General features: G+C 71.4%; 25 protein-coding genes. 15 read left to right on the top strand and 10 right to left on the bottom strand.

The features are described from left to right. Positions 1-243: 243 nt before the first annotated feature. The 3 genes from AB0I54_RS33535 to sulP form a co-directional block, all read right to left on the bottom strand. The gene (locus AB0I54_RS33535) at positions 244-945 is read right to left on the bottom strand and encodes a response regulator transcription factor (RefSeq protein ID WP_363300006.1); all 702 of its coding nucleotides are present in this window, start codon (positions 943-945) and stop codon (positions 244-246) included. A gap of 138 nt (positions 946-1,083) precedes the next feature. After that, a complete protein-coding gene (locus AB0I54_RS33530) occupies positions 1,084-1,548 on the bottom strand; it encodes a cyclic nucleotide-binding domain-containing protein (RefSeq protein ID WP_363300005.1) in 465 nt (154 codons plus the stop codon). 191 nt (positions 1,549-1,739) lie between these two features. Continuing rightward, on the bottom strand, positions 1,740-3,512 hold the full coding sequence (gene sulP, locus AB0I54_RS33525; protein ID WP_363300004.1) for a sulfate permease: 1,773 nt from the start codon (positions 3,510-3,512) through the stop codon (positions 1,740-1,742). 349 nt (positions 3,513-3,861) lie between these two features. Here sulP and AB0I54_RS33520 point away from each other — a divergent pair, with 349 nt between their 5' ends. Then, on the top strand, positions 3,862-4,776 hold the full coding sequence (locus AB0I54_RS33520) for a universal stress protein (RefSeq protein WP_363300045.1): 915 nt from the start codon (positions 3,862-3,864) through the stop codon (positions 4,774-4,776). Positions 4,777-4,901: 125 nt separating this feature from the next. Beyond that, complete coding sequence (locus AB0I54_RS33515; protein WP_363300003.1) at positions 4,902-5,774, top strand: universal stress protein; 873 nt, start codon at positions 4,902-4,904, stop codon at positions 5,772-5,774. 17 nt (positions 5,775-5,791) lie between these two features. Here AB0I54_RS33515 and ppk2 read toward each other — a convergent pair whose 3' ends face one another. Continuing rightward, positions 5,792-6,595 (bottom strand): polyphosphate kinase 2, encoded by an 804-nt coding sequence (ppk2, locus tag AB0I54_RS33510; protein ID WP_363300002.1) that lies wholly within the window; start codon positions 6,593-6,595, stop codon positions 5,792-5,794. A gap of 53 nt (positions 6,596-6,648) precedes the next feature. Here ppk2 and AB0I54_RS33505 point away from each other — a divergent pair, with 53 nt between their 5' ends. Next, the gene (locus tag AB0I54_RS33505; protein WP_363300001.1) at positions 6,649-9,030 is read left to right on the top strand and encodes a phosphoketolase family protein; all 2,382 of its coding nucleotides are present in this window, start codon (positions 6,649-6,651) and stop codon (positions 9,028-9,030) included. A gap of 110 nt (positions 9,031-9,140) precedes the next feature. Beyond that, positions 9,141-9,767, top strand: a complete 627-nt coding sequence (locus tag AB0I54_RS33500; protein WP_363300000.1) for a PadR family transcriptional regulator — start codon at positions 9,141-9,143, stop codon at positions 9,765-9,767. Positions 9,768-9,863: 96 nt separating this feature from the next. On the opposite strand, the gene AB0I54_RS33495 is transcribed toward AB0I54_RS33500, so the two are convergent. Continuing rightward, the gene (locus AB0I54_RS33495) at positions 9,864-10,292 is read right to left on the bottom strand and encodes an SRPBCC family protein (protein ID WP_316764314.1); all 429 of its coding nucleotides are present in this window, start codon (positions 10,290-10,292) and stop codon (positions 9,864-9,866) included. Between the two features lie 234 nt (positions 10,293-10,526). Between AB0I54_RS33495 and AB0I54_RS33490 the strand changes: the two genes are divergently transcribed. Both AB0I54_RS33490 and AB0I54_RS33485 read left to right on the top strand, forming a co-directional pair. Further along, on the top strand, positions 10,527-11,075 hold the full coding sequence (locus AB0I54_RS33490) for a Clp protease N-terminal domain-containing protein (protein WP_363299998.1): 549 nt from the start codon (positions 10,527-10,529) through the stop codon (positions 11,073-11,075). Between the two features lie 68 nt (positions 11,076-11,143). Beyond that, positions 11,144-12,160 carry an EamA family transporter gene (locus AB0I54_RS33485; protein ID WP_363299997.1) on the top strand — a complete coding sequence of 339 codons (1,017 nt, stop codon included), beginning with the start codon at positions 11,144-11,146 and terminating at the stop codon, positions 12,158-12,160. Positions 12,161-12,178: 18 nt separating this feature from the next. Here the strand turns inward: AB0I54_RS33485 and AB0I54_RS33480 are convergent, their stop codons facing one another. Continuing rightward, positions 12,179-12,811: an FMN-binding negative transcriptional regulator gene (locus AB0I54_RS33480; protein WP_363299996.1), complete on the bottom strand. Its 633-nt coding sequence runs from the start codon at positions 12,809-12,811 to the stop codon at positions 12,179-12,181. After that, a complete protein-coding gene (locus AB0I54_RS33475) occupies positions 12,811-13,494 on the bottom strand; it encodes a pyridoxamine 5'-phosphate oxidase family protein (protein ID WP_363299994.1) in 684 nt (227 codons plus the stop codon). Before AB0I54_RS33475 ends, AB0I54_RS33480 begins: the two co-directional genes overlap by 1 nt. A gap of 35 nt (positions 13,495-13,529) precedes the next feature. Here AB0I54_RS33475 and AB0I54_RS33470 point away from each other — a divergent pair, with 35 nt between their 5' ends. Next, positions 13,530-14,861: an aminotransferase class I/II-fold pyridoxal phosphate-dependent enzyme gene (locus AB0I54_RS33470; RefSeq protein ID WP_363299993.1), complete on the top strand. Its 1,332-nt coding sequence runs from the start codon at positions 13,530-13,532 to the stop codon at positions 14,859-14,861. A gap of 36 nt (positions 14,862-14,897) precedes the next feature. Here the strand turns inward: AB0I54_RS33470 and AB0I54_RS33465 are convergent, their stop codons facing one another. Beyond that, the gene (locus AB0I54_RS33465) at positions 14,898-15,827 is read right to left on the bottom strand and encodes a DMT family transporter (protein ID WP_363299992.1); all 930 of its coding nucleotides are present in this window, start codon (positions 15,825-15,827) and stop codon (positions 14,898-14,900) included. A 74-nt stretch (positions 15,828-15,901) separates the two neighbouring features. Here AB0I54_RS33465 and AB0I54_RS33460 point away from each other — a divergent pair, with 74 nt between their 5' ends. Further along, positions 15,902-16,804: a LysR family transcriptional regulator gene (locus tag AB0I54_RS33460; RefSeq protein WP_363299991.1), complete on the top strand. Its 903-nt coding sequence runs from the start codon at positions 15,902-15,904 to the stop codon at positions 16,802-16,804. A 45-nt stretch (positions 16,805-16,849) separates the two neighbouring features. On the opposite strand, the gene AB0I54_RS33455 is transcribed toward AB0I54_RS33460, so the two are convergent. Beyond that, complete coding sequence (locus AB0I54_RS33455) at positions 16,850-17,317, bottom strand: pyridoxamine 5'-phosphate oxidase family protein (RefSeq protein WP_363299990.1); 468 nt, start codon at positions 17,315-17,317, stop codon at positions 16,850-16,852. A gap of 158 nt (positions 17,318-17,475) precedes the next feature. Between AB0I54_RS33455 and AB0I54_RS33450 the strand changes: the two genes are divergently transcribed. Then, positions 17,476-18,120, top strand: coding sequence for a cysteine hydrolase (locus tag AB0I54_RS33450; RefSeq protein WP_363299989.1), 645 nt, complete (start codon positions 17,476-17,478; stop codon positions 18,118-18,120). Positions 18,121-18,123: 3 nt separating this feature from the next. On the opposite strand, the gene AB0I54_RS33445 is transcribed toward AB0I54_RS33450, so the two are convergent. Further along, complete coding sequence (locus tag AB0I54_RS33445; protein WP_363299988.1) at positions 18,124-18,651, bottom strand: Rieske (2Fe-2S) protein; 528 nt, start codon at positions 18,649-18,651, stop codon at positions 18,124-18,126. 174 nt (positions 18,652-18,825) lie between these two features. Here AB0I54_RS33445 and AB0I54_RS33440 point away from each other — a divergent pair, with 174 nt between their 5' ends. From AB0I54_RS33440 to ung, 6 genes are all read left to right on the top strand, one after another. Further along, on the top strand, positions 18,826-19,590 hold the full coding sequence (locus tag AB0I54_RS33440) for a HipA family kinase (protein WP_363299987.1): 765 nt from the start codon (positions 18,826-18,828) through the stop codon (positions 19,588-19,590). Next, a complete protein-coding gene (locus AB0I54_RS33435) occupies positions 19,587-20,036 on the top strand; it encodes a DUF3037 domain-containing protein (protein WP_363299986.1) in 450 nt (149 codons plus the stop codon). Before AB0I54_RS33440 ends, AB0I54_RS33435 begins: the two co-directional genes overlap by 4 nt. A 125-nt stretch (positions 20,037-20,161) precedes the next feature. Beyond that, on the top strand, positions 20,162-20,923 hold the full coding sequence (fabG, locus tag AB0I54_RS33430) for a 3-oxoacyl-ACP reductase FabG (RefSeq protein WP_363299984.1): 762 nt from the start codon (positions 20,162-20,164) through the stop codon (positions 20,921-20,923). Positions 20,924-20,953: 30 nt separating this feature from the next. Then, entirely contained in the window at positions 20,954-21,715 is a 762-nt protein-coding gene (locus AB0I54_RS33425) for an SDR family oxidoreductase (RefSeq protein WP_363299982.1), read from the top strand. A gap of 206 nt (positions 21,716-21,921) precedes the next feature. Next, positions 21,922-23,496 (top strand): ABC transporter substrate-binding protein, encoded by a 1,575-nt coding sequence (locus AB0I54_RS33420; RefSeq protein ID WP_363299981.1) that lies wholly within the window; start codon positions 21,922-21,924, stop codon positions 23,494-23,496. A gap of 91 nt (positions 23,497-23,587) precedes the next feature. Continuing rightward, positions 23,588-24,271 carry a uracil-DNA glycosylase gene (gene ung, locus AB0I54_RS33415; RefSeq protein WP_363299980.1) on the top strand — a complete coding sequence of 228 codons (684 nt, stop codon included), beginning with the start codon at positions 23,588-23,590 and terminating at the stop codon, positions 24,269-24,271. The last annotated feature ends 110 nt before the right edge of the window (positions 24,272-24,381 follow it).

The following is a 24,381-nucleotide window of genomic DNA, read 5'->3' as shown; positions in this document are numbered from 1 at the left end:
TGGGTCGGAGCGCTGGGTGCGCATCGGCCGGTCCGCGGTGACGGTGCGAACCGGAGGGGTGGGCTCAGCGGGTGGCGTGGTCGGTGGTTTCCAGTTGGTCCAGGTGGGAGGCGAGGACCGCGGCCTGGACGCGGGGCTGTACGCCGAGCTTGGCCGGGAGGCGGGAGACTCCGTGGGCTCGGGGCGCTGGGTGCGTATCGGCTGGCCGGCGGTGCCGGTGCGTCCTTGGACGGGGCGGGGAGGTCAGCGGGTGGCGTGGTCGGTGGTTTCCAGTTGGTCCAGGTGGGAGGCGAGGACCGCGGCCTGGACGCGGCGCTGTACGCCGAGCTTGGCCAGGAGGCGGGAGATGTGGTTCTTGACCGTCTTCTCGGAGAGGTAGAGCTTCTTGCCGATCTCGCGGTTGGTCAGGCCGTCGCCGATCAGGGCGAGGATGTCGCGCTCGCGCGGCGACAGGCTCGCGAGTTCGGCCGGCATGGCCGGAGTGTCCGTGGGGTCGGCGCGCAGCGAGCGCATCAGGCGGGCCGTGGTCGCGGGGTCCAGCATCGACTGGCCCGAGGCGACGGTGCGCACCGCCGAGATCAGGTCCGAGCCCTTGATCTGCTTGAGGACATAGCCCGAGGCCCCGGCCATGATCGCGTCCAGCAGCGCGTCCTCGTCGTCGAACGACGTGAGCATCAGGCACGCGAGCTCCGGCATCCGGCTGCGCAGCTCCCGGCAGACCGTGATGCCGTCGCCGTCGGGGAGACGGACGTCCAGCACGGCGACATTCGGGCGCAGCGCGGGACCGCGGACCAGCGCCTGTTCGACGCTGTCCGCGTCGCCGACCACGGAGATGTCGGGCTCGCCGTCGAGCAGGTCGGTCAGACCGCGCCGTACGACCTCGTGATCGTCGAGCAGAAACACGCGGATCGGATTCCGCTCGTCGAAAGTGCCTGTGTCGGCCATGGCGATCCCTCGCTACCCGGTGGCGGACGGCCTGTGGGCAGTCCGTGAGGCCGATCCTCACTCGCCGGGGCCGGTCGTACTAGGGCCGACCGGCCCCACTCACCGGGGCCCACCGGGTCGTCGTCGGTGCCGGACCGGTCAGACGAGGCTGCCGGCGCCGTACGGGGCGTACAGGTCGAGGAGCCGGCCCCGGGCGGACCGCAGCCGGTGGGCCAGCACGTCGCCGACCCACTGCGCGACGGCGTTGCCCAGCCCCGCATCCTCCCGGCACATCGTGCGCACGGTCTCGGCGTCGAACTCGTACGCACGCACCGGCGTCACCGCCTCGGCGCCCAGGTGCCAGACGTGCGGCGAGAACAGCCAGGACCAGCCGACCAGCTCGTTCGGCCGGAGCATCTCGATGACGGCGGCCTTGCGGCCGGGCACATGCATGTCGAGCTCGATGCTGCCGGTGCGCAGGATCCAGAACCGGTCGGCACGTCCACCCTCCTCGAACAGGCGTGTCCCCTGCGGGAAGGACACCTCTCGGGCGACGCGCATCAGCTGCTGCCGGTACTCGGCGGGCAGGGCCTGCAGCATGCTGGGCGTACGAGTAGTGATCATGGCGTGCCTCCCGGCGGCGCGTAGGAACTGCCGAGGCCAGCGTGTGTCCGTCGGGCGCGGCGGGCCATGGGCCACCCGGCCCGTCGGTCGGGCCACTCGGCTCTCGTCGGTTCCCACCGCGGTCGCATCCGCGCCGAGGGCCCGATCGACCATGCTTGGCGGGGCCGCCGAAGAACGGCTGGAGGATCGGTTCAGCTGCGGTCGTCCCCGCCCGGAGCGCCGTCCCCACCGGGAGCGCCGTCCCCGCCCGGAGCCCGGCCCTCGCACCACGTCCGGTAGGCGGCCACGGCGGTCGGCAGCGTCGGGAAGATGAGATCCGTCCCGACGGACTCCTCCAGGCCGTACGCCCGCAGGTCGTCCAGGAGGTCCTGCTTGACCCGGGCGAGGGCGAACACGACGCCCCGCCCGACGAGTTCACGGCGCAGTTCGTCGACCGCGTCCAGGGCCGTGATGTCGACCTCGACGTTGGCCTCCGTGTTCAGGACGAACCAGCGCACGGGATCGGTCTGTTCGTCGACCGAGGCAAGGGCCCGGCGCCGGAAGTCCTCCGCGTTGGCGAAGAACAGCGGGGAGTCGTAACGGTAGACCAGCAGGCCGGGGATCGTACGGGCCTCGGGGTAGTCGTCCACGTCGTGCATGCCGGCTATCCCGGGCACCAGCCCCTCGACCGCGTCGTGCGGCCGGGCCACCCGCGTCAGCAGCTCGGCCACCGACAGCCCGACGGCGACCAGCACGCCGTACAGGATGTCCAGGGCGAGCACCCCGGCCAGGCAGCCGAGGGCCAGCATGAGTTCCCGGCGGCGGAAGGACGCCAGCCGGCGGAAGCCCGCGAAGTCGATCATGCGGGCCGCCGCGTAGACGACGAGCGCACCGAGCACGGCCGAGGGCGTGCGGGAGAGCAGCGGGCTGAGGAACAGCAGGACGGCGAGCACCGCGGCCCCCGCCACCAGGGAGTACGCCTGGCTGCGGGCCCCCGCCGAGGAGGCGAGCGCGGTGCGGCTGGCGCTGCTGCTCACCGGGAAGCCGTGCAGCACACCGGCGCCGAGGTTGGCCGTCCCCAGCGCGAGGAACTCCTGGTTGGCGTCCAGGCCGGGGCCCGCGTCGGCGCCGCCGGTGAACGCCCGCGCGGTGAGGATGAAGTCCGTGTACGCGACGATCAGCACGCCGAGCGCGGGCAGGACCAGACGCGGCAGGTCGCTCAGGTCGGGCAGGGCGAGGTCCGGCACTCCCGACGGGACCTCGCCGATCACCTTGATGCCGTACCGGTCGTCGAGGTCGAACGCCACCACCGCGGCCGTGCCGAGGATCACCGCGAGCAGGGGGCCCGGCACTGCGCGGGCATACCGCGCCACCACGAACAGGAACGCGAGCACCGTGGCCGAGAAGACGACCGTGGCCGCGTGGGCGTCGGACAGGTGCGTGACGAACGACCAGACCTGAGGGAAGAACTCGGTGCCCGTCGTGGTGACTCCGGTGAGCTTCGTCAGCTGATCCACGGTCATGATCAGTGCCACGCCCGCGAGATAGCCGATCAGGACCGGCCGGGAGAGCAGATCGGCGAGGAAGCCCAGCCGCACCGCCCACGCCGCCACGCACAGCAGCCCGACCGTGACCGCGAGCGCGGCCGCCAGCGTCGCGTACCGCCCGGAGTCGCCCGCCGCCAGCGGACCGACCACGGTGGCCGTCATCAGGGCGGTCGTGGACTCGGGGCCGACCGAGAGCAGCCGGGAGGAGCCGAACAGCGCGTACAGCGCGAGCGCGGGCAGGATCGCCCACAGCCCGGTGACCGGCGGCAGCCCGGCCACTCCGGCGTAGGCCATGACCTGCGGCACGAGATACGCGGCGACGGTCGCGCCGGCCAGCAGGTCGCCCCTGAGCCACGAGCGGTGATAGCGGAGCAGGACCGCGAGCCCCGGTACCGGATGGCGCCACCACGAAGCCTGTGCGGCCGAGCCCTGGGACATGCGCCACCCTTCTCCGTGACTGACCTCATGATCCACCGAGGTACGAGCCGTCGCGAGACGTATCCGTGAACTCGTCCGCCCCGCTCGTGCCGTCGAGCCCAACGAGCCCGGCGTGCGGGACCGTTCAGGGCCGTGGCCGTCGGCCTTCGGCATCGGACCTGCCCTGGTCGGAGGCATCGCGCTGCGGATCACGGCCGTCACGGGCACCATGATGAGGGCGCTGATGAGGCGCGCCGTCCTCCTGATCGTCGAGGGTCCTTCGGCCCTTCTCCGGGACCTGCGGCCCCTGCCCCCCGACCGGTCCGTGTACGAGGCTCGAATCGCGAACCCCACTCAGGAGGTGGAGATCATGACCCGCACCGTCACGGTCGGCCTGGACGGCTCGGAAGAGAGCCGCGCCGCGGCCGAATGGGCGGCCCGCGAGGCAGAGCTGCTGGGTCTGCCGCTGAAGCTGCTCCAGGTGTGGGAACCGGTACCGGAGCCCATGGCACAGGCCCCGCTGCTCGGGTCCGAGACCCACCAGCACTGGACCGACCGGATCACCCGCGAGGCGGCCGCGGACATCGCCCGGCGCCACCCCGGCCTCGAAGTGACCACCGAGCAGCTGTCCGGCACGCCCGGCGAGGTCCTTGCGAACGCGGCGAAGGACGCCGAACTGGTGGTCCTCGGTTCGCGCGGGCTGGGCGGCGTGGCCGGCTTCATGGTCGGCTCGGTCGGACTCTCGGTCGTCGCCCACGCCGAACGACCCGTCGTGCTGGTCAGGGCGGGGAAGCAGGCCGCCGACGAGCACGAGACGGACCCGGCGGGCAGCCCGTCCGCCGCGACACCCTTCCGCCCCGTGGTCCTGGGCCTGGACGTGGACTCCCCGGACGAGGAGCTGATCGGGTTCGCGTTCCGGGCGGCGGCCCGGCGCGGTACGACCCTGCGTGTCGTCCACGGCTGGACCCCACCGCCGTACTACACGGAAGCCGTCACCGCGGACCTCGTGATCCAGGCGCCCGAGGCGCCCGAGACGCTCGGCGAGAAGACCCCCCTGGCCGAGATTCTCCTGCCGTGGCGGCAGAAGTTCCCGGACGTCGAGGTCACCACCGAGTGCCACTGCGGAACCCCCGCCGACCACCTGGTCGACGCCGCCCGCGAAGCCTCCCTGCTGGTCGTGGGCCGGCGGATCCGCCGCAGCCCGTTCGGCACGCACATCGGTCCGGTCACACACGCCGCCCTGCACCACTCCACCGCCCCGGTCGCCGTGGTCGCGCACGACTGACCCGGCGGACCCGACCGACCCGACCGACCCAGCGGACTCGACCGACCCACCCCGGAGGAGAGAAGACCCATGAAGGCAGCGGTTGTTCGGGCCTTTGGTGAGCCCCTGGCGATCCGGGCCAGGCGATGAGCGCGGTGGACCTGCCCCTGGTCGTGGGCGTCGACGGGTCGGAGCCGAGTCTGCGCGCGGTGGACTGGGCGGCGGACGAGGCGGTGCTGCGCGGGGTGCCGCTGCGGCTGGTGTACGCCTCGCTGTGGGAGCGCTACGAGGGCACCTCGCCGGCGCAGGACGTGGGCAGGCCGTCCGAGCAGGTGATGGCCGAGGACATCGTCGCCGCGGCCGCCAGGCGTGCGGCCCGGCGGCAGGCCGGTGTGAAGGTCTCCACCGACGTCCTGCCCGAGGAACCCGAATACGCGCTGGTACGCGAGAGCCGCGAAGCGTCCGCGCTGGTGATGGGCACCCGGGGCCGCACGGGCATGGTCGAGATGCTGCTCGGCTCGGTCAGCCTGGCCGTCGCCGCCCATGCCGACTGCCCGGTGATCGTGCTCCGCGGCACCCAGGACCAGCGCGGCGGGCCGGAGACGCACGGCCGGATCGTGGTGGGCGTGGCGGAGGGGCCGGCCGGTTCGGCGGCGGTGCGCTTCGCCGCCGCGGAGGCGGAGCTGCGCGGGGTGCCCCTGGAGGCCGTACGCGCCTGGCGGCACCCGGCACATCCGGCCGGCGGCGAGTCCGCCCGGTTGCACGAGGAGCGGGCCGCCGAGACGCTGGAAGCGGCCGTGAGCGAGGCGGCCGAGCAGCACCCTGGTGTCGACCTGCGACGGCGTACCGTCGAGGGCCACGCACGCCGGGTGCTGCTGGACGTCTCGCGCGACGCGGGCCTGCTGGTGGTGGGTGCCCAGCGCACGCAGGGCGCCTTCGGGCTCCAGCTCGGTCGCGTCACCCACGGCGTTCTGCACCACGCCGCCTGCCCCGTCGCGGTCGTACCCCATCGGTCGTGAACGCGGTGGGCGGTGGTTCAGAGGCTCGCCGCGTGGTCCGGGACGAAGGTCTGCAGCTCCCGCGGCGGGCGCTCGTAGCCGGTCGACGGCGGTCGCTCCGGCAGCTTCAGCACCGGCGGCTTCACCTCGTGGTACGGGACGGAGTCCAGCAGATGGGCGATCATGTTCAGCCGGGCGCGGCGCTTGTCGTCGCTCTCGACGACGTACCAGGGCGCCTCGGAGACGTCGGTGTGGACCAGCATCTCGTCCTTGGCCCGGGAGTAGGCCTCCCAGTGGGTGATCGACTCCAGGTCCATCGGCGACAGCTTCCAGCGCCGCACCGGATCGTCCAGGCGCCGCCGGAACCGCTCCTGCTGCTCGGTGTCGCTCACCGAGAACCAGTACTTGCGCAGCAGGATCCCGTCCTCCACCAGCATCCGCTCGAAGATCGGGCACTGGCGCAGGAAGCGCTGGTACTCCTGCTGCGTACAGAAGCCCATCACATGCTCGACACCGGCCCGGTTGTACCAGGACCGGTCGAACAGCACCATCTCCCCCGCGGCCGGCAGGTGCTCCACATACCGCTGGAAGTACCACTGCGTGCGCTCGCGCTCGGTCGGCTTGGGCAGCGCCGCGACGCGGGCCACGCGCGGATTGAGGAACTGGGTCACCCGCTTGATCGCACCGCCCTTGCCCGCCGCGTCCCGCCCCTCGAAGACGACGACCAGCCGGGCGCCCTCCGCCCGCACCCACTCCTGCAGCTTCACCAACTCGGTCTGCAGGCGCAGCAGTTCCTTCTCGTACACCTTCCGCGGCAGCTCCGCCGCTTTCCTGTCGGCCATGCCGCCTCCACCGCCCGATGACCTCTACGTCGACGACTTCCGGAGTCTCACCCATGTCCAAGGTCGAACACCAGGACGCCACCGTACTTTCCGACGACGAGCTGCGCACCCTGGACGCGCACTGGCGCGCCGCCAACTACCTTGCGGCGGGCCAGATCTATCTGATGGCCAACCCGCTGCTCACCGAGCCGCTGCGGCCGGAGCACATCAAGCCGCGGCTGCTCGGTCACTGGGGCACCTCGCCCGGCCTCAACCTCGTGTACACCCACCTCAACCGCGTGATCAGGACGCGCGGCCTGGACGCGCTGGCCATCTGGGGGCCGGGGCACGGCGGGCCCTCCGTGGTGGCCAACTCCTGGCTGGAGGGCAGCTACAGCGAGACCTACCCGGACGTGTCGCGTGACGCGGCGGGCATGGAGCGGCTGTTCCGGCAGTTCTCGTTCCCGGGCGGGGTGCCCAGCCATGTGGCCCCGGAGACACCCGGTTCGATCCACGAGGGCGGCGAGCTCGGCTACTCGCTCGCCCATGCCTACGGCGCCGCCCTCGACAACCCGGACCTGCTGGTCGCCTGCGTGATCGGCGACGGCGAGGCGGAGACCGGACCGCTGGCCGCCTCCTGGCACTCGAACAAGTTCCTTGACCCGGTGCACGACGGAGCGGTCCTGCCGATCCTGCACCTCAACGGGTACAAGATCGCCAACCCGACGGTGCTCTCCCGTCTTCCCGAGTCCGAACTCGACGAGCTCCTGCGGGGATACGGCCATGAGCCGATCCATGTGACCGGTCACGTCCCGGCCGAGGTGCACCGGGCGATGGCCGCGGCGCTCGACGAGGCGCTGGACCGTATCGCGGTGGCGCAGCGGACCGCCCGTGAGGACGGCGTCGGCGAGCGCGTGCACTGGCCGGTGATCGTGCTGCGCACGCCGAAGGGCTGGACCGGTCCGGCCGAGGTGGACGGCGAGCCGGTCGAGGGCACCTGGCGCGCCCACCAGGTCCCGCTGGCCGGTGTCCGCGAGAACCCCGAGCATCTGCGGCAGTTGGAGGCCTGGCTGCGCTCGTACCGGCCCGAGGAGCTCTTCGGCGCCGACGGCAGGCCCGTCCCCGATGTCCTGGCCTGCCTTCCCGAGGGCCACAAGCGGCTCGGTGCCACGCCGCACGCCAACGGCGGCCTCCTCGTACGGGACCTGCCGATCCGCGGCCTCGACGACTTCGCGGTCCCGGTCGACAAGCCGGGGACGACGCTGCACGAGCCGACCCGGGTCCTCGGCGCCCTGCTCGAACAGGTCATGAAGGACACCGGCGGGCGCCGGGACTTCCGCGTGGTGGGCCCCGACGAGACCGCCTCCAACCGGCTGCAGGCCGTCTTCGACGCCAGCGGAAAGGCCTGGCAGGCACAGATCCTGCCGGTCGACGAACACCTGGAGCGGCACGGCCGGGTGATGGAGATCCTCTCCGAACACCTCTGCCAGGGCTGGCTGGAGGGCTATCTCCTCACCGGCAGGCACGGACTGTTCTCCTGCTACGAGGCCTTTGTGCACATCGTCGACTCGATGGTCAACCAGCACATCAAGTGGCTGAAGACCTCCAGGGACCTGCCCTGGCGCGCGCCCATCGCCTCCCTCAACTACCTGCTGACCTCGCACGTGTGGCGCCAGGACCACAACGGCTTCTCCCACCAGGACCCCGGCTTCGTCGACCACGTCCTCAACAAGAGCCCCGAGGTCGTGCGCGTGTACATGCCGCCGGACGCCAACACGCTCCTGTCGGTCGCGGACCACGCCCTGCGCAGCCGGGACTACGTGAACGTGATCGTGGCCGGGAAGCAGCCGTGCTTCGACTGGCTGTCCATGGATCAGGCCCGGGTCCACTGCGCGCGAGGAGCCGGCATCTGGGAGTGGGCCGGCACGGAGAACGGCGGCGAACCGGACGTGGTGCTGGCCTGCGCAGGGGACGTGCCCACCCAGGAGGTCCTGGCCGCGGCCCAGCTGCTGCGCCGGCATCTGCCCCAGCTCGCGGTGCGCGTCGTCAACGTGGTCGACATGACACGGCTGATGCCGCGCGAGGAGCATCCGCACGGTATGACCGACTTCGAGTTCGACGGCCTCTTCACCACCGACAAGCCGGTGATCTTCGCCTACCACGGCTACCCGTGGCTGATCCACCGTCTCGCCTACCGCCGCGCCGGGCACCGGAACCTGCACGTCCGCGGCTACAAGGAGTCCGGCACCACGACCACGCCGTTCGACATGGTCGTGCGCAACGATCTCGACCGCTACCGCCTGGTGATGGACGTCATCGACCGCGTCCCCGACCTCGCGGCGGGCGCCGCCCGCGTGCGCCAGCAGATGGCCGATGCCCGCACCCGCCACCACGCCTGGATCCGCGAGCACGGCGTTGACCTGCCCGAAGTCGCCGACTGGAGCTGGAACGCCTGATTCCGGAAACGGCGGAGCCGCCGTGGGTGCCGAAGAGGCTTGTCATCCGATCGGTTCCGATATATCGTTGACGCATCGCGACAGATCAACGATGGAATGGAGTGATGGCGATGCGTTCCCACGGATACGAGCACGGACATCGACACGACGGCGGCTCCCGGCGCGACCGGGGCGGTTTCGAGGGGCTGCGGGCGGCCTTCGGGCCCTTCGGCCCGGGCGGCCCCGGCTTCGGTCCCGGCGGACCCGGTTTCGGACCGGGCCCCTGGGGTCATCGAGGGCGCGGCGGTCCCAGGGGAAGGGCGCGGCGCGGTGACGTACGGGCCTCGATCCTGGCCCTGCTCAAGGACCGGCCGATGCACGGCTACGAGATGATCCAGGAGATCGCCGAGCGCAGCGGCGGCGCGTGGAAGCCGAGCCCCGGCTCGGTGTACCCCACCCTGCAACTGCTGGAGGACGAGGGCCTGATCACCAGCGAGTCCGAGGGCGGCAAGAAGCTGTTCTCGCTCACCGAGGACGGCCGCACCGCGGCCGACGAGGGGCCCGAAGCGCCCTGGGAAGAGGCCTCGCGCGGGGTCGACTGGGAAGCCCTCGGCGAGATCCGTCAGGCCGGTTTCGGTCTGATGGAGGCCTTCGGGCAGGTCTGGAAGACCGGCAGCAAGGAACAGCGCGAGAAGGCGCTGGCCGTCATCAACGACGCCCGCAAGAAGCTGTATCTGATCCTCGCCGACGAGGACTGAGCCTCCTCCTCACGAGGAGCGAGGGCAGCACTGACCGAGGCGCCCCGCGGACTGTTCCGCGGGGCGCCTTCCCGTCTCGCCGTCCGTCCTGCCGTCTCAGGCCACCAGCCCGCCCAGCTTGCGCAGCGACTCGTTCAGGGCCGCCGTCGCCGAGTCCTTGAGCTTGCCCGCCATCAGCGACACGGCGGCGCCCGTGAACTCGCCGTCGATGCGCACCGTCGTGGCGTCGCCGTCCGGGGTGAGTGTGTAGCGCGTGGCGACGGTCACCGCCATCGGGCCCTTGCCGCGAATGGCGAGCACCCGGGCCGGCTCCAGCTCCTCGATGGTCCACTCGACCTCGGCCGGGAACCCCATCAGCTTCATGTTCTCCTGGAAGGTGCCGCCCACCGCCAGGGTCTCGGGGCCGCCCTTGGGGAAGTTGGTGTGGGTCGCGTTCCACTCCCCGTACGCCGGCCAGTCCGTGAGCTGCGCCCACACCTTCTCGGCCGGTGCCCCGATGCGTGCCTCCGCGCTGACTTCGGCCATGCGACCACCTCTCAGTGTCGGGCTGTGGTGTCGCGGAACGTAGCCGCAGGGCCCGGAACATTCAATACTGATGAACTGTCAGAAAATGTGGAGAGCACGCGTTCCCGCGGGGGCATCGGCCTGATCTCCTCCGTAAGGAGGAGATTCCGGCCGGGGTTGTCCACTCACCGTGGGACGCGAAGATGCTTCCCCTCGGCGATGACCTCGGCCCGAGAGGCTGATGGGGTAGGGGATGTGCAACCCCGTATTCCCCACCAGTCCGCCCATGACCAGGGAATCCTCCGCGCGGATGCCGATGCCGGGCTCAGTGCCGAGCTGGCAGCGGTGGTCGCCGGTGCCCGCCGCAGGGCTGTTCGGGACGGGGACCGGCAGATCGACACCGCCCATCTGCTGCACTCGCTCCTGGAGTCCGATCCCGACGTACGGGCCGTGACCGGCGACCCTCCGCAGATCGCCCGCCTGCTCGGCTACCTCGTGCAGCGCAGCATCGGCTACGGCCTGCGCTGGCAGAGCACCGTGGAGGACTCGGGCGTGATGCCCACTCTGAAGGGGGCCGACGGCTGGTCGCCGCTGGCCTCCGCCGCCATGGTCCACGCCGTCGAGCGGGCCCGGCTGCGCGGCGGCGACCGGGCGGGCGGCACCGATCTGCTCGTCGCGCTCGTCCGGGACCCCGAGGCCCGGGCCGTCGAGGTGCTCGCGCGCGCCGGGATCGAGGTGGCCGGCCTGCCGGCCCGGATCGCTGGCTGGGGGGAGTACGCGGGGGACGGTGGCGCGGCCTGCTGAGCGCGCCCCGTCCAGCCGCTGAGACAGGTGCCATTGGGGGTGACGCTCATGTCGTCGCCTGTCATCATGTGCCGGTGCATACGTCTGAAAGCAGCCAGGGCAGCCACGGGAAGGGCGTCGGGCTCGGCCTCGCGCTCGCCTCGGCGCTCGCCTTCGGGGGATCCGGTGTCGCGGCCAAGCCGCTGATCGAGGCGGGACTCGACCCGCTGCACGTGGTGTGGCTGCGGGTGGCCGGTGCCGCGCTGGTGATGCTGCCGCTCGCGGTGCGCCACCGGGGGCTGGTGCGCCGTCGCCCCGCGCTGCTCGCCGGGTTCGGACTGCTCGCCGTGGCCGGTGTCCAGGCCTGCTACTTCGCCGCGATCTCACGCATCCCGGTGGGGGTCGCGCTGCTCGTGGAGTACCTCGCCCCCGCCCTGGTGCTCGGCTGGGTGCGATTCGTGCAGCGCCGGCCGGTCACACGGGCCGCCGCGCTCGGTGTGGTCCTCGCGGCCGGCGGCCTCGCCTGTGTCGTCGAGGTCTGGTCGGGGCTGGGCTTCGACGCGCTCGGGCTGCTGCTCGCCCTGTGCGCGGCCTGCTGCCAGGTCGGCTACTTCGTCCTGTCCGACCAGGGCAGCGAGGCGGGCGAGGAGGCGCCCGACCCGCTCGGTGTCATCGCGTACGGACTGCTCATCGGCGCCCTCGTACTGACCGCCGTGGCCCGCCCCTGGGCCATGGACTGGTCCGTCCTCTCCGGCACGGCCCACATGAACGGCACCCCGGTCCCGGCGGCCGCGCTGCTGGCGTGGATCGTCCTGGTCGCCACCGTCATCGCCTATGTCACCGGTGTGGTGTCCGTGCGGCGGCTCTCCCCGCAGGTCGCGGGTGTCGTGGCCTGCCTGGAGGCGGTCGTCGCGACCGTGCTGGCCTGGGTGCTCCTCGGCGAACACCTCTCCGCGCCCCAGGTCGTCGGGGGTGCGGTCGTCCTGGTCGGAGCGTTCATCGCCCAGTCCTCGACGCCTGCCAAGGGCTCCGCGGACCCGGTGGCGAGCGGCGCACCCCCACGTGAACTCGCCGCCCAGGCAACGGCGGCACAGCCCGCGGAGTGAACCGGGCCGGCCGTCCGCTCACGCCCCGCGCCTGCGCACCAGGTGCTCCCGTGCCGCCGCGTCCCCCGGCCCGCTCCGCTCCGCCAGCGCGCCGGCGATCCGGTCCCGCACCTCCTCCGGCTTCTTGCCCGCGTACTTGAACTTCGCGCGTACGTCGGTCACCACGAGCCGCAGCCCGCGGATGCCGGACAGCAGGCGGCCGTACGGAGCCTCCTCCGGTGTCGCCCGCGACGAGCCGCCCTCCGGCTGGAAGTGGCCGAGCTGGCGGTTGAGCAGGTCGGCCTTCTCCGCCGGGTCGTCCACGACCTGGGCCGTGCAGCGGAGCTGGACGGCGGCGTAGAAGCTCGTGGGGACGCCGTGCTCGGACGGGCCGTCCGGCGCGGCCTGCCAGGGGCCGGGCACATAGACGTAGTCGTCGACCACGCTCAGCAGCACCTGCGGATTCGCCTCCAGGGCGGGCCACAGCGGATTGGGGCGGGCGAGGTGGGTGACCGCCTCGCCGCGGGCGGCGTCGAAGGCGAAGTGGAGCGGCTGCACGAAGGGCGGCTCACCGGACGGTCCGTTGACCGCGAGCTGGCCGAAGTCATGGGCGGCCAGCCAGGTCTGCCACTCGGTGTCGTCGCGGGGCGCGTCCCAGGGGTGGATCAGCATCACAGCCCCTTGAGGTAGTCGGGGAGCTCGATGCCGGGGACGAGGTCGGCGTTCGCGACCGGCGCCTCGTACCCCTTGCGCAGCGGGACGACCCCGGCCCAGTGGGCGAGGGCCAGGTCCTCGGGCTCGTCGTTCGCGCCGCCGGTACGGACCTTGGCGGAGACCTCGTCCAGGTCGAGCCGGATGACCGCGGTGGCCGCCAGCTCCTTCTTGCTGGCGGGCCGGGAGTCGGCGGAGCGCCCCGGTACGACATGGTCGACCAGCGCGTCCAGGGCCAGTCGCCGCTCCTCGGGGTCGGTGACCTGGTGGGCGATGCCGTGCACCACGACCGAGCGGTAGTTGATCGAGTGGTGGAAGGCGGAGCGGGCCAGGACCAGCCCGTCGACATGGGTGACCGTCAGACACACCGGGAGCCCCGGGTCGCTCCCGCCCGTCATCAGCAGCGGGCGCGAACCCGTGGAGCCGTGCACATAGAGCCGCTCGCCGACCCGGCCGTACAGCGTGGGGAGCACCACCGGCGCGCCGTCGCGGACGAAGCCGAGGTGGCAGACGTAGCCCTCGTCGAGTATCGAGTGCACCAGCTCCTTGTCGTACGACGCCCTCTCGGCGGCGCGCGTCGGGACGGTGCGGTCGGTCGGGGTGTAGGCGGCCGACGGCGGCGGCGTCTGCTGGGTCCCCTGCATGGCGCTCTCCATTGCACTAGTGCATAATGACTTTTGTGCTAGGAGAGTATCCGATCGAAGGCCGCGGCGCAGCAGAGATCGCGGCGAGCGTCGAGCGCGCGGTGGGGGCCGGTGATCTGCAACCGGGCCAACTGCTGCCACCCATGCGAGAGTTGGCCTCCCGGCTGGGGGTGAATCCCAATACGGTCGCGGCCGCCTACCGCACCCTGCGGGAGCGCGGGGTCATCGAGACGGCGGGACGCCGCGGCAGCCGTATCCGGCCCAAGCCGGCCACGACGGGCCGCGAGCAGCTGCATGTGGCCGTGCCGGCCGGGGTGCGGGACCTGTCCAGCGGCAACCCCGACCCGGCACTGCTGCCTTCACTCACGCCCGCCCTCGCGGCGGTGGCGGCGGAGGGGGACCGGGACCCGGTGCTCTACGGAGCCGAGCCCGTCGAGCCGGAGCTGGCCCGGATCGCGCGGGCCGAACTCGACGCCGACGGGGTGCCCGACGGGCCGCTCACCGTGACCTCCGGTTCGCTGGACGCCGTGGAGCGCGTCCTCGCGGCCCACCTCAAGCCGGGGGACGCCGTCGCCGTCGAGGACCCCGGCTGGGGCCGGACCCTCGACCTCGTGCCGGCACTGGGGCTGCGCACGGTCCCCGTGGGCGTCGACGACGAGGGCCCGCGCCCCGAGGACCTGAGCGCGGCCCTCGCCTCCGGAGCGCGCGCCCTGATCGTCACCGACCGCGCGCAGAACCCCACCGGAGCCTCCGTGAGCGCCACGCGCGCGCGTGCCCTGCGGTCCGTGCTGCGCGAGTACCCGCAGACCCTGCTGATCGAGGACGACCACGGCCACGGCATCGTCGACCTGCCCCTGCACCCCCTGGCCGGTGTCACCCACCACTGGGCCTTCGTCCGCTCCGTCGCCAAGGCATACGGCCCCGACCTGCGCCTCGCCGTCCTCACCGGCGACGCCGTCACGGTCGACCGGGTGCGCGGGAGACAGCGGCTGGGACCGGGATGGGTGAGCCGGCTGCTGCAACGTGCCGTGGTCCACCTCTGGAAGGACGGCGCGGTGGACGGACCGGCGGTGGCGACGGCGTACCGGTCCCGCCGGGACCTGCTGATCGACGCGCTCGCGGAGCGTGGGGTCCCCTCGCACGGCCGCAGCGGCATGAACGTCTGGGTACCGGTCCCCGACGAGACGGGCGCGGTCGCCCGCCTCCTCCACGCCGGCTGGGCCGTCTCCCCGGGCGCCCGCTTCCGCCTGAGCGCCCCACCCGGAATCCGCATCACGATCTCGACGCTGACTCCGCAGGAGACCGGAGCCTTGGCAACTGCGGTGGCCGCGGCGGTGGGTCCGACACCGGTGAGGACATATGTGTAGCCAAGGCCGATCCCCCCAGAGGCGCGGGGAACCCCTTCAGGCGCCCCGCCGAACTTGAGTGAGCGCCGCCCCTGCAAGAACGATCACCGCCCCCACCGGAGTGGTCCACCGAAGCGACTCCCCCAGAATGGCAACCCCCGCCGCGGTCGCGATCACGGGGATGAAGTAGGTCACCATCTGAGCCGTGGTGGGCCCGACCTCGGCAACCAACCCGTACTGGATGAGGACAGCCAGCCCGGTACCCAGGGCTCCCAACGCGGCAACGGCAAGCAGCGGGACAAGAGCGAAGTGCCCCGGAGCCGAAGTGAACAGCGGAGTCACAATGGCCAGTTGCCCCGTGGCCAACAACAACTGCGCCCCCGTCATCGCCAGATGGGAATGCCCCGTCCCGGCCAGCGTCCGCCGGACGTAGATCCACCCGATCGGATAGCTCAGCGAAGCAAGCAGAGCCATCGCCGTACCCGTGGCATCCAGGCCGTGGAATCCCTGCCACGCGCCGAGCACCGTCAACACCCCGAGAAAACCGATGCCGAGGCCGGCGAAGCGAACCCGGGTCGGGCGGTCCTCGGAGAGGGCGACCAGGGACAGCGCCATGCCCCACAGCGGCGAGGTGGCGTTGCAGATGCCCGCCAGCGTGGAGGGGATGGTGAGCTCCGAGTAGGCGAAGAGAGAGAAGGGCAGGGCGTTCAGCAGGAACGCGGCGACCGCCAAGTGGCCCCAGGTGCGTGCCCCGCGCGGGAGCCGCTCCCGCTTGACCGCCATGGCCGCCGCGAGCACCGCCGTACCGAACACCAGCCGCCCCAGGGTGACTTGGAAGGGCGCGTACCCCTGCGTGCCCACCTTGATGAGCAGGAAGCTGAAGCCCCATATCAGGGACAGGGCGCCGAAGCGCAGGCGCCAGTCGAGGCGGGTGCGTGGCTGCCGGACGGGGGCGGCCTCGGCGCGGGGGGTCGTGACGGTGCTCATGGGCCCTACGATGCCGGAGGCAACCTCGTAGCACAATCGAGAATTCTCGCGCGATACGTCGTAGCATTGCTTACATGTTGAATCTGGAGCGCCTGCGCACCCTGGATGCCCTCGCCCGGCACGGCTCGGTCAGTGGCGCGGCCGAGGCGCTGCACGTCACCACGTCCGCGGTCTCGCAGCAGATGGGCAAGCTGGAGCGGGAGGTGGGACAGCGGCTCCTCGCCAAGAACGGGCGAGGGGTGCGCCTCACGGACGCGGGACGGCTGCTCTCCGAGCACGCGGCGCGCATCCTGTCCCAGGTCGAGCTCGCCCAGTCCGACCTGGAGGCGCATCGCGGGCAGGTCGTCGGTGAGCTGCGACTGTCCGCGTTCCCCACCGCCGCTCGCGGACTGTTCCCCGCCGCGCTCGCGGCCCTGCGCGCCCGGCACCCGGCGCTGCGGGTGCGCTCCAGCGAGCTGGAGCCGGAGAACGGCGTGGCCGGAGTCGTTCGCGGCGATCTCGACCTCGCGGTGGTCCTGGACTGGTACAACAAGCCGATGCCGGTCCCGGACGGACTGGTGAAGGCGCCCCTCCTCGACGACCCGGCCGATGTGGCCATGCCGGCCGGTCACCGGCTCGCGGACCGTGACGAGGTGGACCTCGGGGAGTTCGCCGAGGACGAGTGGATCACCTGGGGCGCGGGCGAGTTCTGCCACGAGTGGCTGATGTTCACGCTGCGCTCGCGCGGCATCGAGCCGAACGTCGGCCATCGCGCCGCCGAGACCCACACCCAACTCGCCCTGGTGGCCGCTGGGTTGGGGGTGTGCATCGCGCCGCTGCTGGGACGGCACCCGGTGCCCCCGGGCACCGTCATGGTCCCGCTCAAGCAGCACGTGCGCCGTCATGTGTACGTCGTCTGGCGGGCCGACGCCGACCGCCGCCCCTCCATCCGCGCGGCGGTGGAGGCACTGCAGGCGGCGGCCGCGACAGTCGGCTGAACCAAGCCGGCCTCGCTGAACGGAGCCGGTCCCGGCCCAACAGCCCTACACCGAGCCCAGCTTGCGGAAGTCCCAGGAGACGACCTTCTCCGGGGTCAGCCGCGCCCAGGCGTGCCGACCGTCGTGCGGCATCTCGTCCAGACCGAAGTTCTTGCGGGCGAACAGCGTCTCCGCGGTGTCGAGTTCGGCGCACAGCTGGCCGGTGCGCGGGACCTCGCCCACGAACTCCACGGTTCCGGACAGCTCCACGCCCCGCAACTGGTCGTACTCCTCGCCCGAGTCCACCACGACCGCCACCCGCGGATCACGGCTCAGATCGGCCCAGCGCTTGCTGCGCACCACGGAGTACAGCCACAGCGACTTGCCGTCCCAGGCGAACCACAGCGCGCTCACGTGCGGGGCGCCGTCCGCGGACACGGTGGCGACCCGGCAGGTGCGCTGAGTGGTCAGGAATTCGTCCAGCTCGCCCGGCGTCATCATGATCTTCCGGCCCCGGCGCTGAGTGACGGTCATGCGGCCCCCTCTTCTCCCACGTCGTGTCAGAGGAGGTGGTCCAGGTCCGTCGTCGCCCAGATCCTCTGACATCACGTCAGAAAAGAATGAGTCGTCTTCCGTTCGTGCGCAATGGTGGTTAGTCTCGCCCGCCCCGCATCCCGGCGAAAGGGGGCCTCATGGCGTCGTACGAAGGGCTCGGAGAACTCCTCGACCCCGCGAGCACCGTGCTGCTCACCGTCGAGTGCCAGCAGGGGGTCGTCGGCGCCGACAGCGCGCTGCCCGAACTCGCCCGGGAGGCCCGTGCCTCGGGTGCCCTCGGCAATGTCGCCCGGCTGGTCGCCGCCGCGCACCACAGCGGCCTCCAGGTGATCCACGCCGTCGCCGAGCGCCGCCCGGACGGCCGGGGCGCCAACCGCAATGCCCGGCTGTTCCGTGCCGCCGAACGGCTCCCCGTCCAGCAGTTGTCCGGCACCACGGCGGTGCGCATCGCGCCCCCGATCGAGGTCACCGAGGAGGACTTCGTCGTACGGCGGCTGCACGGGCTGTCGCCCGTCCAGGGCACCGACGTCGACGCGCTGCTGCGCAACCTCGGCTGCCGCACGCTGATCGTCACCGGTGTCTCGGCCAACGTCGCGATACCCAACGCCGTGTTCGACGCGGTGAACCGCGGCTACACCGTCGTCGTGCCGCGCGACGCCATCGCGGGGGTGCCCTCCGACTACACCCCCGCGATGATCCGCAACACGCTCGCCCTGGTCGCGACGGTCGCGACCACGGACGAGGTGCTCGGCTGCCTCAAGCGTCCGCGCCGAGGGGCCTGAGCCTCACGCGAGTTTGATCTCGTCCCCGGACACGGTGATGTTCGCGGCCGTGAGCCCCGTGGTCGCGGGACCCGCCTTCCGGCTGCCGTCCGTGACGGAGAACTGGCTGTTGTGGCACGGACAGACGATCACACCGTTCGCGACGCTGCCCACCGCGCACCCGGCGTGCGGGCACTTCGACGAGAACGCCTTGTACGTGCCCGCCGAGGGCTGTGTGACCACGACACCCTGGTCCTTGAAGATCTTGCCGCCGCCCTCGGGGATGTCCGCGGTCTTGGCGAGCGCGGTGCCGCCCGCCGCGGCGTTGTCGCCGCCGCCCGAGCCGCCGGTGCCCGAACCGCTGCCGTCCTGCGTCCCGGTGGAACCGGTCGCCCCGGTGCTGCCGGAAGACCCGGACGCACTGGAGGAGTTCGACGAATCGTCGCCCGATCCGCAGGCGGTCAGCGCGGCGGCGAGCCCCGCCGCTCCGGCCGCGGCCACGACCGTACGGCGGGCCGGTCCCGTTACGGGCCTGGGCGATGCGCTGCTCATGTGGGGATTCCCTTCCGCGAAGCCTTTTCGGTGATCCGTCCAGGGGTACGGCCGCTGGGCACGACCCGTTCAGACGCTGTCGAGATCCTGACGTCCGCGCGGTCGGAGCGCCGTAAACCAGAGCTGTCGATCCGCTGTCGGCAACGGGTGGCGACTCCCCAGTAACCTGGGGCGATGCTCAAGGAAGTCATCGCGACCCGCTACATCACGCCCCTGCGTGAGGGCGGCTCGCTGCCGGGGCTCGTCGAGGCCGACGACTTCGGGACGTACGTCATGAAGTTCACCGGCGCGGGACAGGGCCGCAAGACGCTGGTGGCCGAGGTCGTCTGCGGGGAGCTGGCCCGCCGCCTGGGCCTGCGGATGCCCCGCCTCGTGACCATCGAGCTCGATCCGGTGCTGGGGCTCGGCGAACCCGATCAGCAGGTGCAGGAGCTGCTGAGGTCCAGCGGGGGCACCAACCTCGGCATGGACTTCCTCTCCGGCGCCCTTGGCTTCGACCCGCTGGCCTTCACGGTGAGCCCGCGGGAGGCCGGACGGATCGTCTGGTTCGACGCGCTGATCAACAACGTGGACCGCTCCTGGCGCAACCCCAACCTGCTGATGCACCGGGGCGACCTGTGGCTCATCGACCACGGCGCGACCATGATCTGGCACCACAACTGGCCCGGCGTCGAGGCCTCCGCGGCCCGGCCCTACGACGCCTCCGACCACGCACTCGCCGGCTTCGGCCCCGATGTCGCGGGCGCCGCGGCCGAGCTGGCCCCCCAGGTCACCGAGGACCTCCTCGCCGAGGTCACCGCCGAGATCCCGGACGCGTGGCTGGCGGGCGAGCGCGGCTTCGACAGCCCGGACGACCTGCGCCGGGCCTACGCGCGGCCCCTGCTCGCGCGAGCCGCCGTGGTCCACGAGCGCATCACCGGCATCGAGGGGGACAAGTGAGCGAGCACCACATCCACATGGCCGGCCATGTGGCCGAGCGCCACATCACCCGGGCCGGCCAGGGTGGCGGCCGGGACGTCTTCGAGTACGCGCTGCTGAGGGTCGTACCCCGCGTCGAGCGCGGTGAGTGCATCAACGCGGGCGTGGTCGTGTACTGCCGCGCCCAGGGCTACGTCGGTGCCCGCACCCACCTCGACGAGGCCCGGCTGCTGGCCCTCGACCCGGACGCGGACGTCGCCGGCGTGCGGGCCGCGCTCGGTGCTGTCGAGGGCGTGTGCGGCGGCGGCGCGGCCGCGGGACCCGCGGCCCCGGACGACGCGGGGCGACGTTTCCGCTGGCTGATCGCGCCGCGGTCGACCATCGTGCAGCCCGGGCCCGTCCACACGGGTCTCACCACCGATCCGGCGGCCGAGGCGCTGCGGTTGCTGGACCTCCTGGTGAGGTAATGGATCACACGGACCCGGTGTGCCGTTGACACCGGGTGCCAGGGCTTCTAGCGTCACGTGTGTCGAAGGTACTAAGCGGTCGCTCACCGCGGCTGGGGAATTCTCAAGGGCGAGGAGAAGCAGCAATGTCCACCACTGACCAGCGGGTCGCCATCGTCACCGGAGGTGCGCGCGGCATCGGTGCCGCCACCGCCGTACGACTGGCCGCCGAGGGCCGCGCCGTCGCCGTCATCGACCTCGACGAGGCCGCCTGCAAGGAGACCGTGGAGCGGATCACCGCGGCCGGCGGCCGGGCGATCGCGGTCGGCGCCGACGTCTCCGACGAGGCGCAGGTCGAGGCCGCCGTCGCCCGTGTGGCCGAGGAGCTCGGCGCGCCGACGATCCTGGTCAACAACGCCGGTGTGCTCCGCGACAACCTGCTGTTCAAGATGACGGCCTCCGACTGGGACACCGTCATGAACGTGCACCTGCGCGGCTCGTTCCTGATGACCAAGGCCGTCCAGAAGCACATGGTCGACGCCGGTTTCGGCCGGGTCGTCAACCTGTCCTCCTCCTCGGCCCTCGGCAACCGCGGCCAGGCCAACTACTCCGCCGCCAAGGCCGGTCTGCAGGGCTTCACCAAGACCCTCGCCATCGAGCTCGGCAAGTTCGGCATCACCGCCAACGCCGTCGCCCCCGGCTTCATCGCCACCGAGATGACCAAGGCCACCGCCGATCGAGTCAAGATGGGCTTCGAGGAGTTCAAGGCCGCCGCCGCCACCCAGATCCCCGTGCAGCGCGTCGGCGAGCCCGAGGACATCGCCAACGCGATCGCCTTCTTCACGGGCGAGGCGGCCGGCTTCGTCTCCGGCCAGGTGCTGTACGTCGCCGGCGGACCGCTCGACTAGTCGGCACCGGGAAATCTGAGGAACACGGACATGACTGAACTGCCTGAACTCTCCGGCAAGGTCGCCCTCGTCACGGGCGCCAGCCGCGGCATCGGATACGGCGTCGCCGAGGCGCTCGTCGCGCGCGGTGACCGCGTGGTGATCACCGGCCGCAACGAGGACGCCCTCAAGGAGGCCGTCGAGAAGCTCGGTTCCGACCGGGTCGTCGGTGTCGCGGGCAAGGCGCACGACCTGGCCCACCAGAGCGAGGCCGTCGGGCGCGCCATGGAGGCCTTCGGCCGCGTCGACTTCCTGGTCAACAACGCCGGAACGAACCCGGTGTTCGGGCCGATGGCCGACCTCGACCTGGACGTCGCGCGCAAGGTGTTCGAGACCAACGTGATCTCGGCGCTCGGCTTCGCCCAGAAGACCTGGCACGCCTGGCAGAAGGACAACGGCGGCGCCATCGTCAACATCGCCTCCGTCGCGGGCCTCGCGCCCTCGCCGTTCATCGGCGCCTACGGCGTCAGCAAGGCGGCGATGATCAACCTGACCCAGCAGCTCGCGCACGAGTTCGCGCCCAAGGTGCGGGTCAACGCGATCGCCCCGGCCGTCGTGAAGACCAAGTTCGCGCAGGCCCTGTACGAGGGCCGGGAGGCGGAGGCCGCCGCGGCCTATCCGCTCGCCCGGCTCGGCGTGCCCTCGGACATCGGCGGCGCCGCCGCGTTCCTCACCTCGGAGCAGTCCGACTGGGTCACCGGACAGACGCTCGTCGTCGACGGCGGGATATTCCTGAACGCCGGCGTCGCCTGACCTCGTTCGGCATAACGATCGGGTGCACAAGGGCGCCGTTTCCTTGACGGAAACGGCGCCCTTGTCATTGTTCGGGAGGGGCCCGAAGCGATGACAACGTCGTCATGAACAAGCCGATCAAGACCCATGTACGAAGCAGGTTCACCCGGCGTGTCACTGCGGTATCGTCTGCCGACCCTTGGTATGGCGGATCGAGGAGCGTGCGCGTGTTCAACCGGAACCGATGCCTGCAGAGAATGGCGGCGGTTGCGTCCATATCCCTGGTGGCCGGGTGCAGCGTCTTTTCGGACGGCAGCCAGGACAGCGGCGGACCGATCGTGGTGGGTACGACCAGTGCCCCGAGCACGCTTGACCCGGCCGCTTCCTGGGACCAGTCCTGGGAACTTTTCCGCAACATCTACCAGACCCTGCTCAGTTACCCCGACGGCGCGACCACACCGCAGCCCGACGCGGCCGAGAGCTGCAAGTTCTCGCAGTCGAACACCGTCTACACGTGCGAGCTCCGCGCGGGCCTGACCTTCTCCAACGGGCACACGCTGGACGCACAGGCCGTCAAGTACTCGATCGACCGCATCGAGAAGATCAACGTCAACAGCGGTCCGGCCGGGCTGCTGGGCAGCCTCGACCGGGTCCAGGCGGTGAGCGAGCGCGAGGTCGCCTTCCACCTGAACAAGCCGGACGCCACGTTCCCCTTCGTGCTGGCCACGCCCGGCATGTCGATCGTGGATCCCGCGGAGTACCCGGACAACGCGCTGCGCAAGGATGGCAAGGTGCTCGGGTCCGGCCCGTACAACCTGGAGTCCTACCAGGAGGGCAAGCAGGCCGTCCTGGTCGGCAACAAGCACTACAAGGGCGCCGCGGACCGCAGAAACGATGCGGTGACCATCCGCTACTACCAGGACTCGCGTTCGCTCGCCGACGACCTGCGTGCCAAGAAGCTCGACCTCACCTTCCGCGGCCTCGCCGCCGACGACGTCATCTCCTTCCAGGGCCAGGGCTCCAAGGACATCGACCTCATCGACGGGCCGAGCAACGAGATCGAGTACCTGGTGTTCAACCCGAAGGACCCCTGGGCGCGCAAGACCGCCGTCCGCAGGGCCGTCGCCCAGATCATCAACCGGAGCGAGATCGCGCACCGGATCTACAAGGACACCGTGCAGCCGCTGTACTCCATGGTCCCGGCCGGCCTGACCGGACACAGCACCGCCTTCTTCGACGACTTCGGAGACCCCGACGTCGGCAAGGCCGCCAAGATCCTCAGCCAGGCGGGCATCAACCAGAAGGTGCCGCTCACCCTCTGGTACACCACCGACCGCTACGGCTCGGCGACGGCGAAGGAGTTCCAGGAGATCAAGCGCCAGCTGGAGGCGTCCGGCCTGTTCACCGTCACCGTGCACGGCCGTCCCTGGAACAAGTACGTGGTGGGCTACCAGAAGGGCGAGTACCCGGTGTTCGGGCGCGGTTGGTCCCCCGACTTCCCCGACGCCGACAACTTCATCGCCCCGTTCGTCGGCCAGAACAACGCCGTCGGCACGCCCTACCCGTCCCCCAAGATCACCGATGATCTGCTGCCCGCCTCCCGCCGCGAGAGCGACCGCTCCCGCGTGGTGAAGGAGTTCCGGGAGGCGCAGACGATCCTGGCGAACGACGCACGGCTGCTGCCGCTGTGGCAGGGCAAGCAGTACCTGGCCGCGAGCGCCGACATCTCCGGCGCGGAACGGTCGCTGGACCCGTCGGCGATCATGATGATGTGGGAGCTGCACCGCAAGACGAGCTGGTGATGCCGGCTCACGGCACCGATTGTCAGTGGGCGCCTGTAGGTTCTGAGCACTGCACAACCTGCAAGTGACCGCACACCGTGAGGACGTTGACGTGACCGACACCGCCATGCTGCCCGAGTCCTGGCGCGGGGTTCTGGGCGACGAACTGCAGCAGCCCTACTTCAAGGAGCTGACGGAGTTCGTGGAGGAGGAGCGGGCGAAGGGCGCCGTCTACCCGCCGCGCGAGGAGGTCTTCGCGGCCCTGGACGCGACACCGTTCGAGAAGGTCAAGGTGCTGATCCTGGGCCAGGACCCCTACCACGGCGAGGGCCAGGGCCACGGCCTGTGCTTCTCGGTCCGGCCCGGGGTGAAGACCCCGCCCTCGCTGCGCAACATCTACAAGGAGATGAAGGAGGAGCTGGGCACGCCCGTCCCGGACAACGGATATCTGATGCCGTGGGCCCAGCAGGGCGTGCTGCTGCTCAACGCCGTGCTCACGGTCCGCGCCGGCGAGGCCAACTCGCACAAGGGCAAGGGCTGGGAGAAGTTCACGGACGCGGTGATCCGCGCGGTGGCCGACCGGCCCGACCCGGCGGTCTTCGTCCTGTGGGGGAACTACGCGCAGAAGAAACTGCCCCTGATCGACGAGACCCGGCACGTCGTGGTGAAGGGCGCGCACCCCTCGCCGCTGTCCGCCAAGAAGTTCTTCGGCTCCCGCCCGTTCACCCAGATCAACGAGGCGGTCGCCGCGCAGGGCCACGAGGCGATCGACTGGACGATCCCGGACCTGGGCTGATCCGCCCCGCGGGCGGTCCTGTGTCGTACGGGGCCGCCTGACCGGGTTTGTCCGTGCCGCCGGTTAGCGTCGGGGGGACAGCCGACTGGGCCTGTCGTGCGGATCAGCCT

Origin of the sequence: Streptomyces sp. NPDC050625, assembly GCF_040654755.1 — a bacterium.
Lineage (GTDB): Bacteria > Actinomycetota > Actinomycetes > Streptomycetales > Streptomycetaceae > Streptomyces.
Note: the sequence above shows the minus strand (reverse complement) of the source record. Positions and strands in the feature narration are given on the sequence as shown.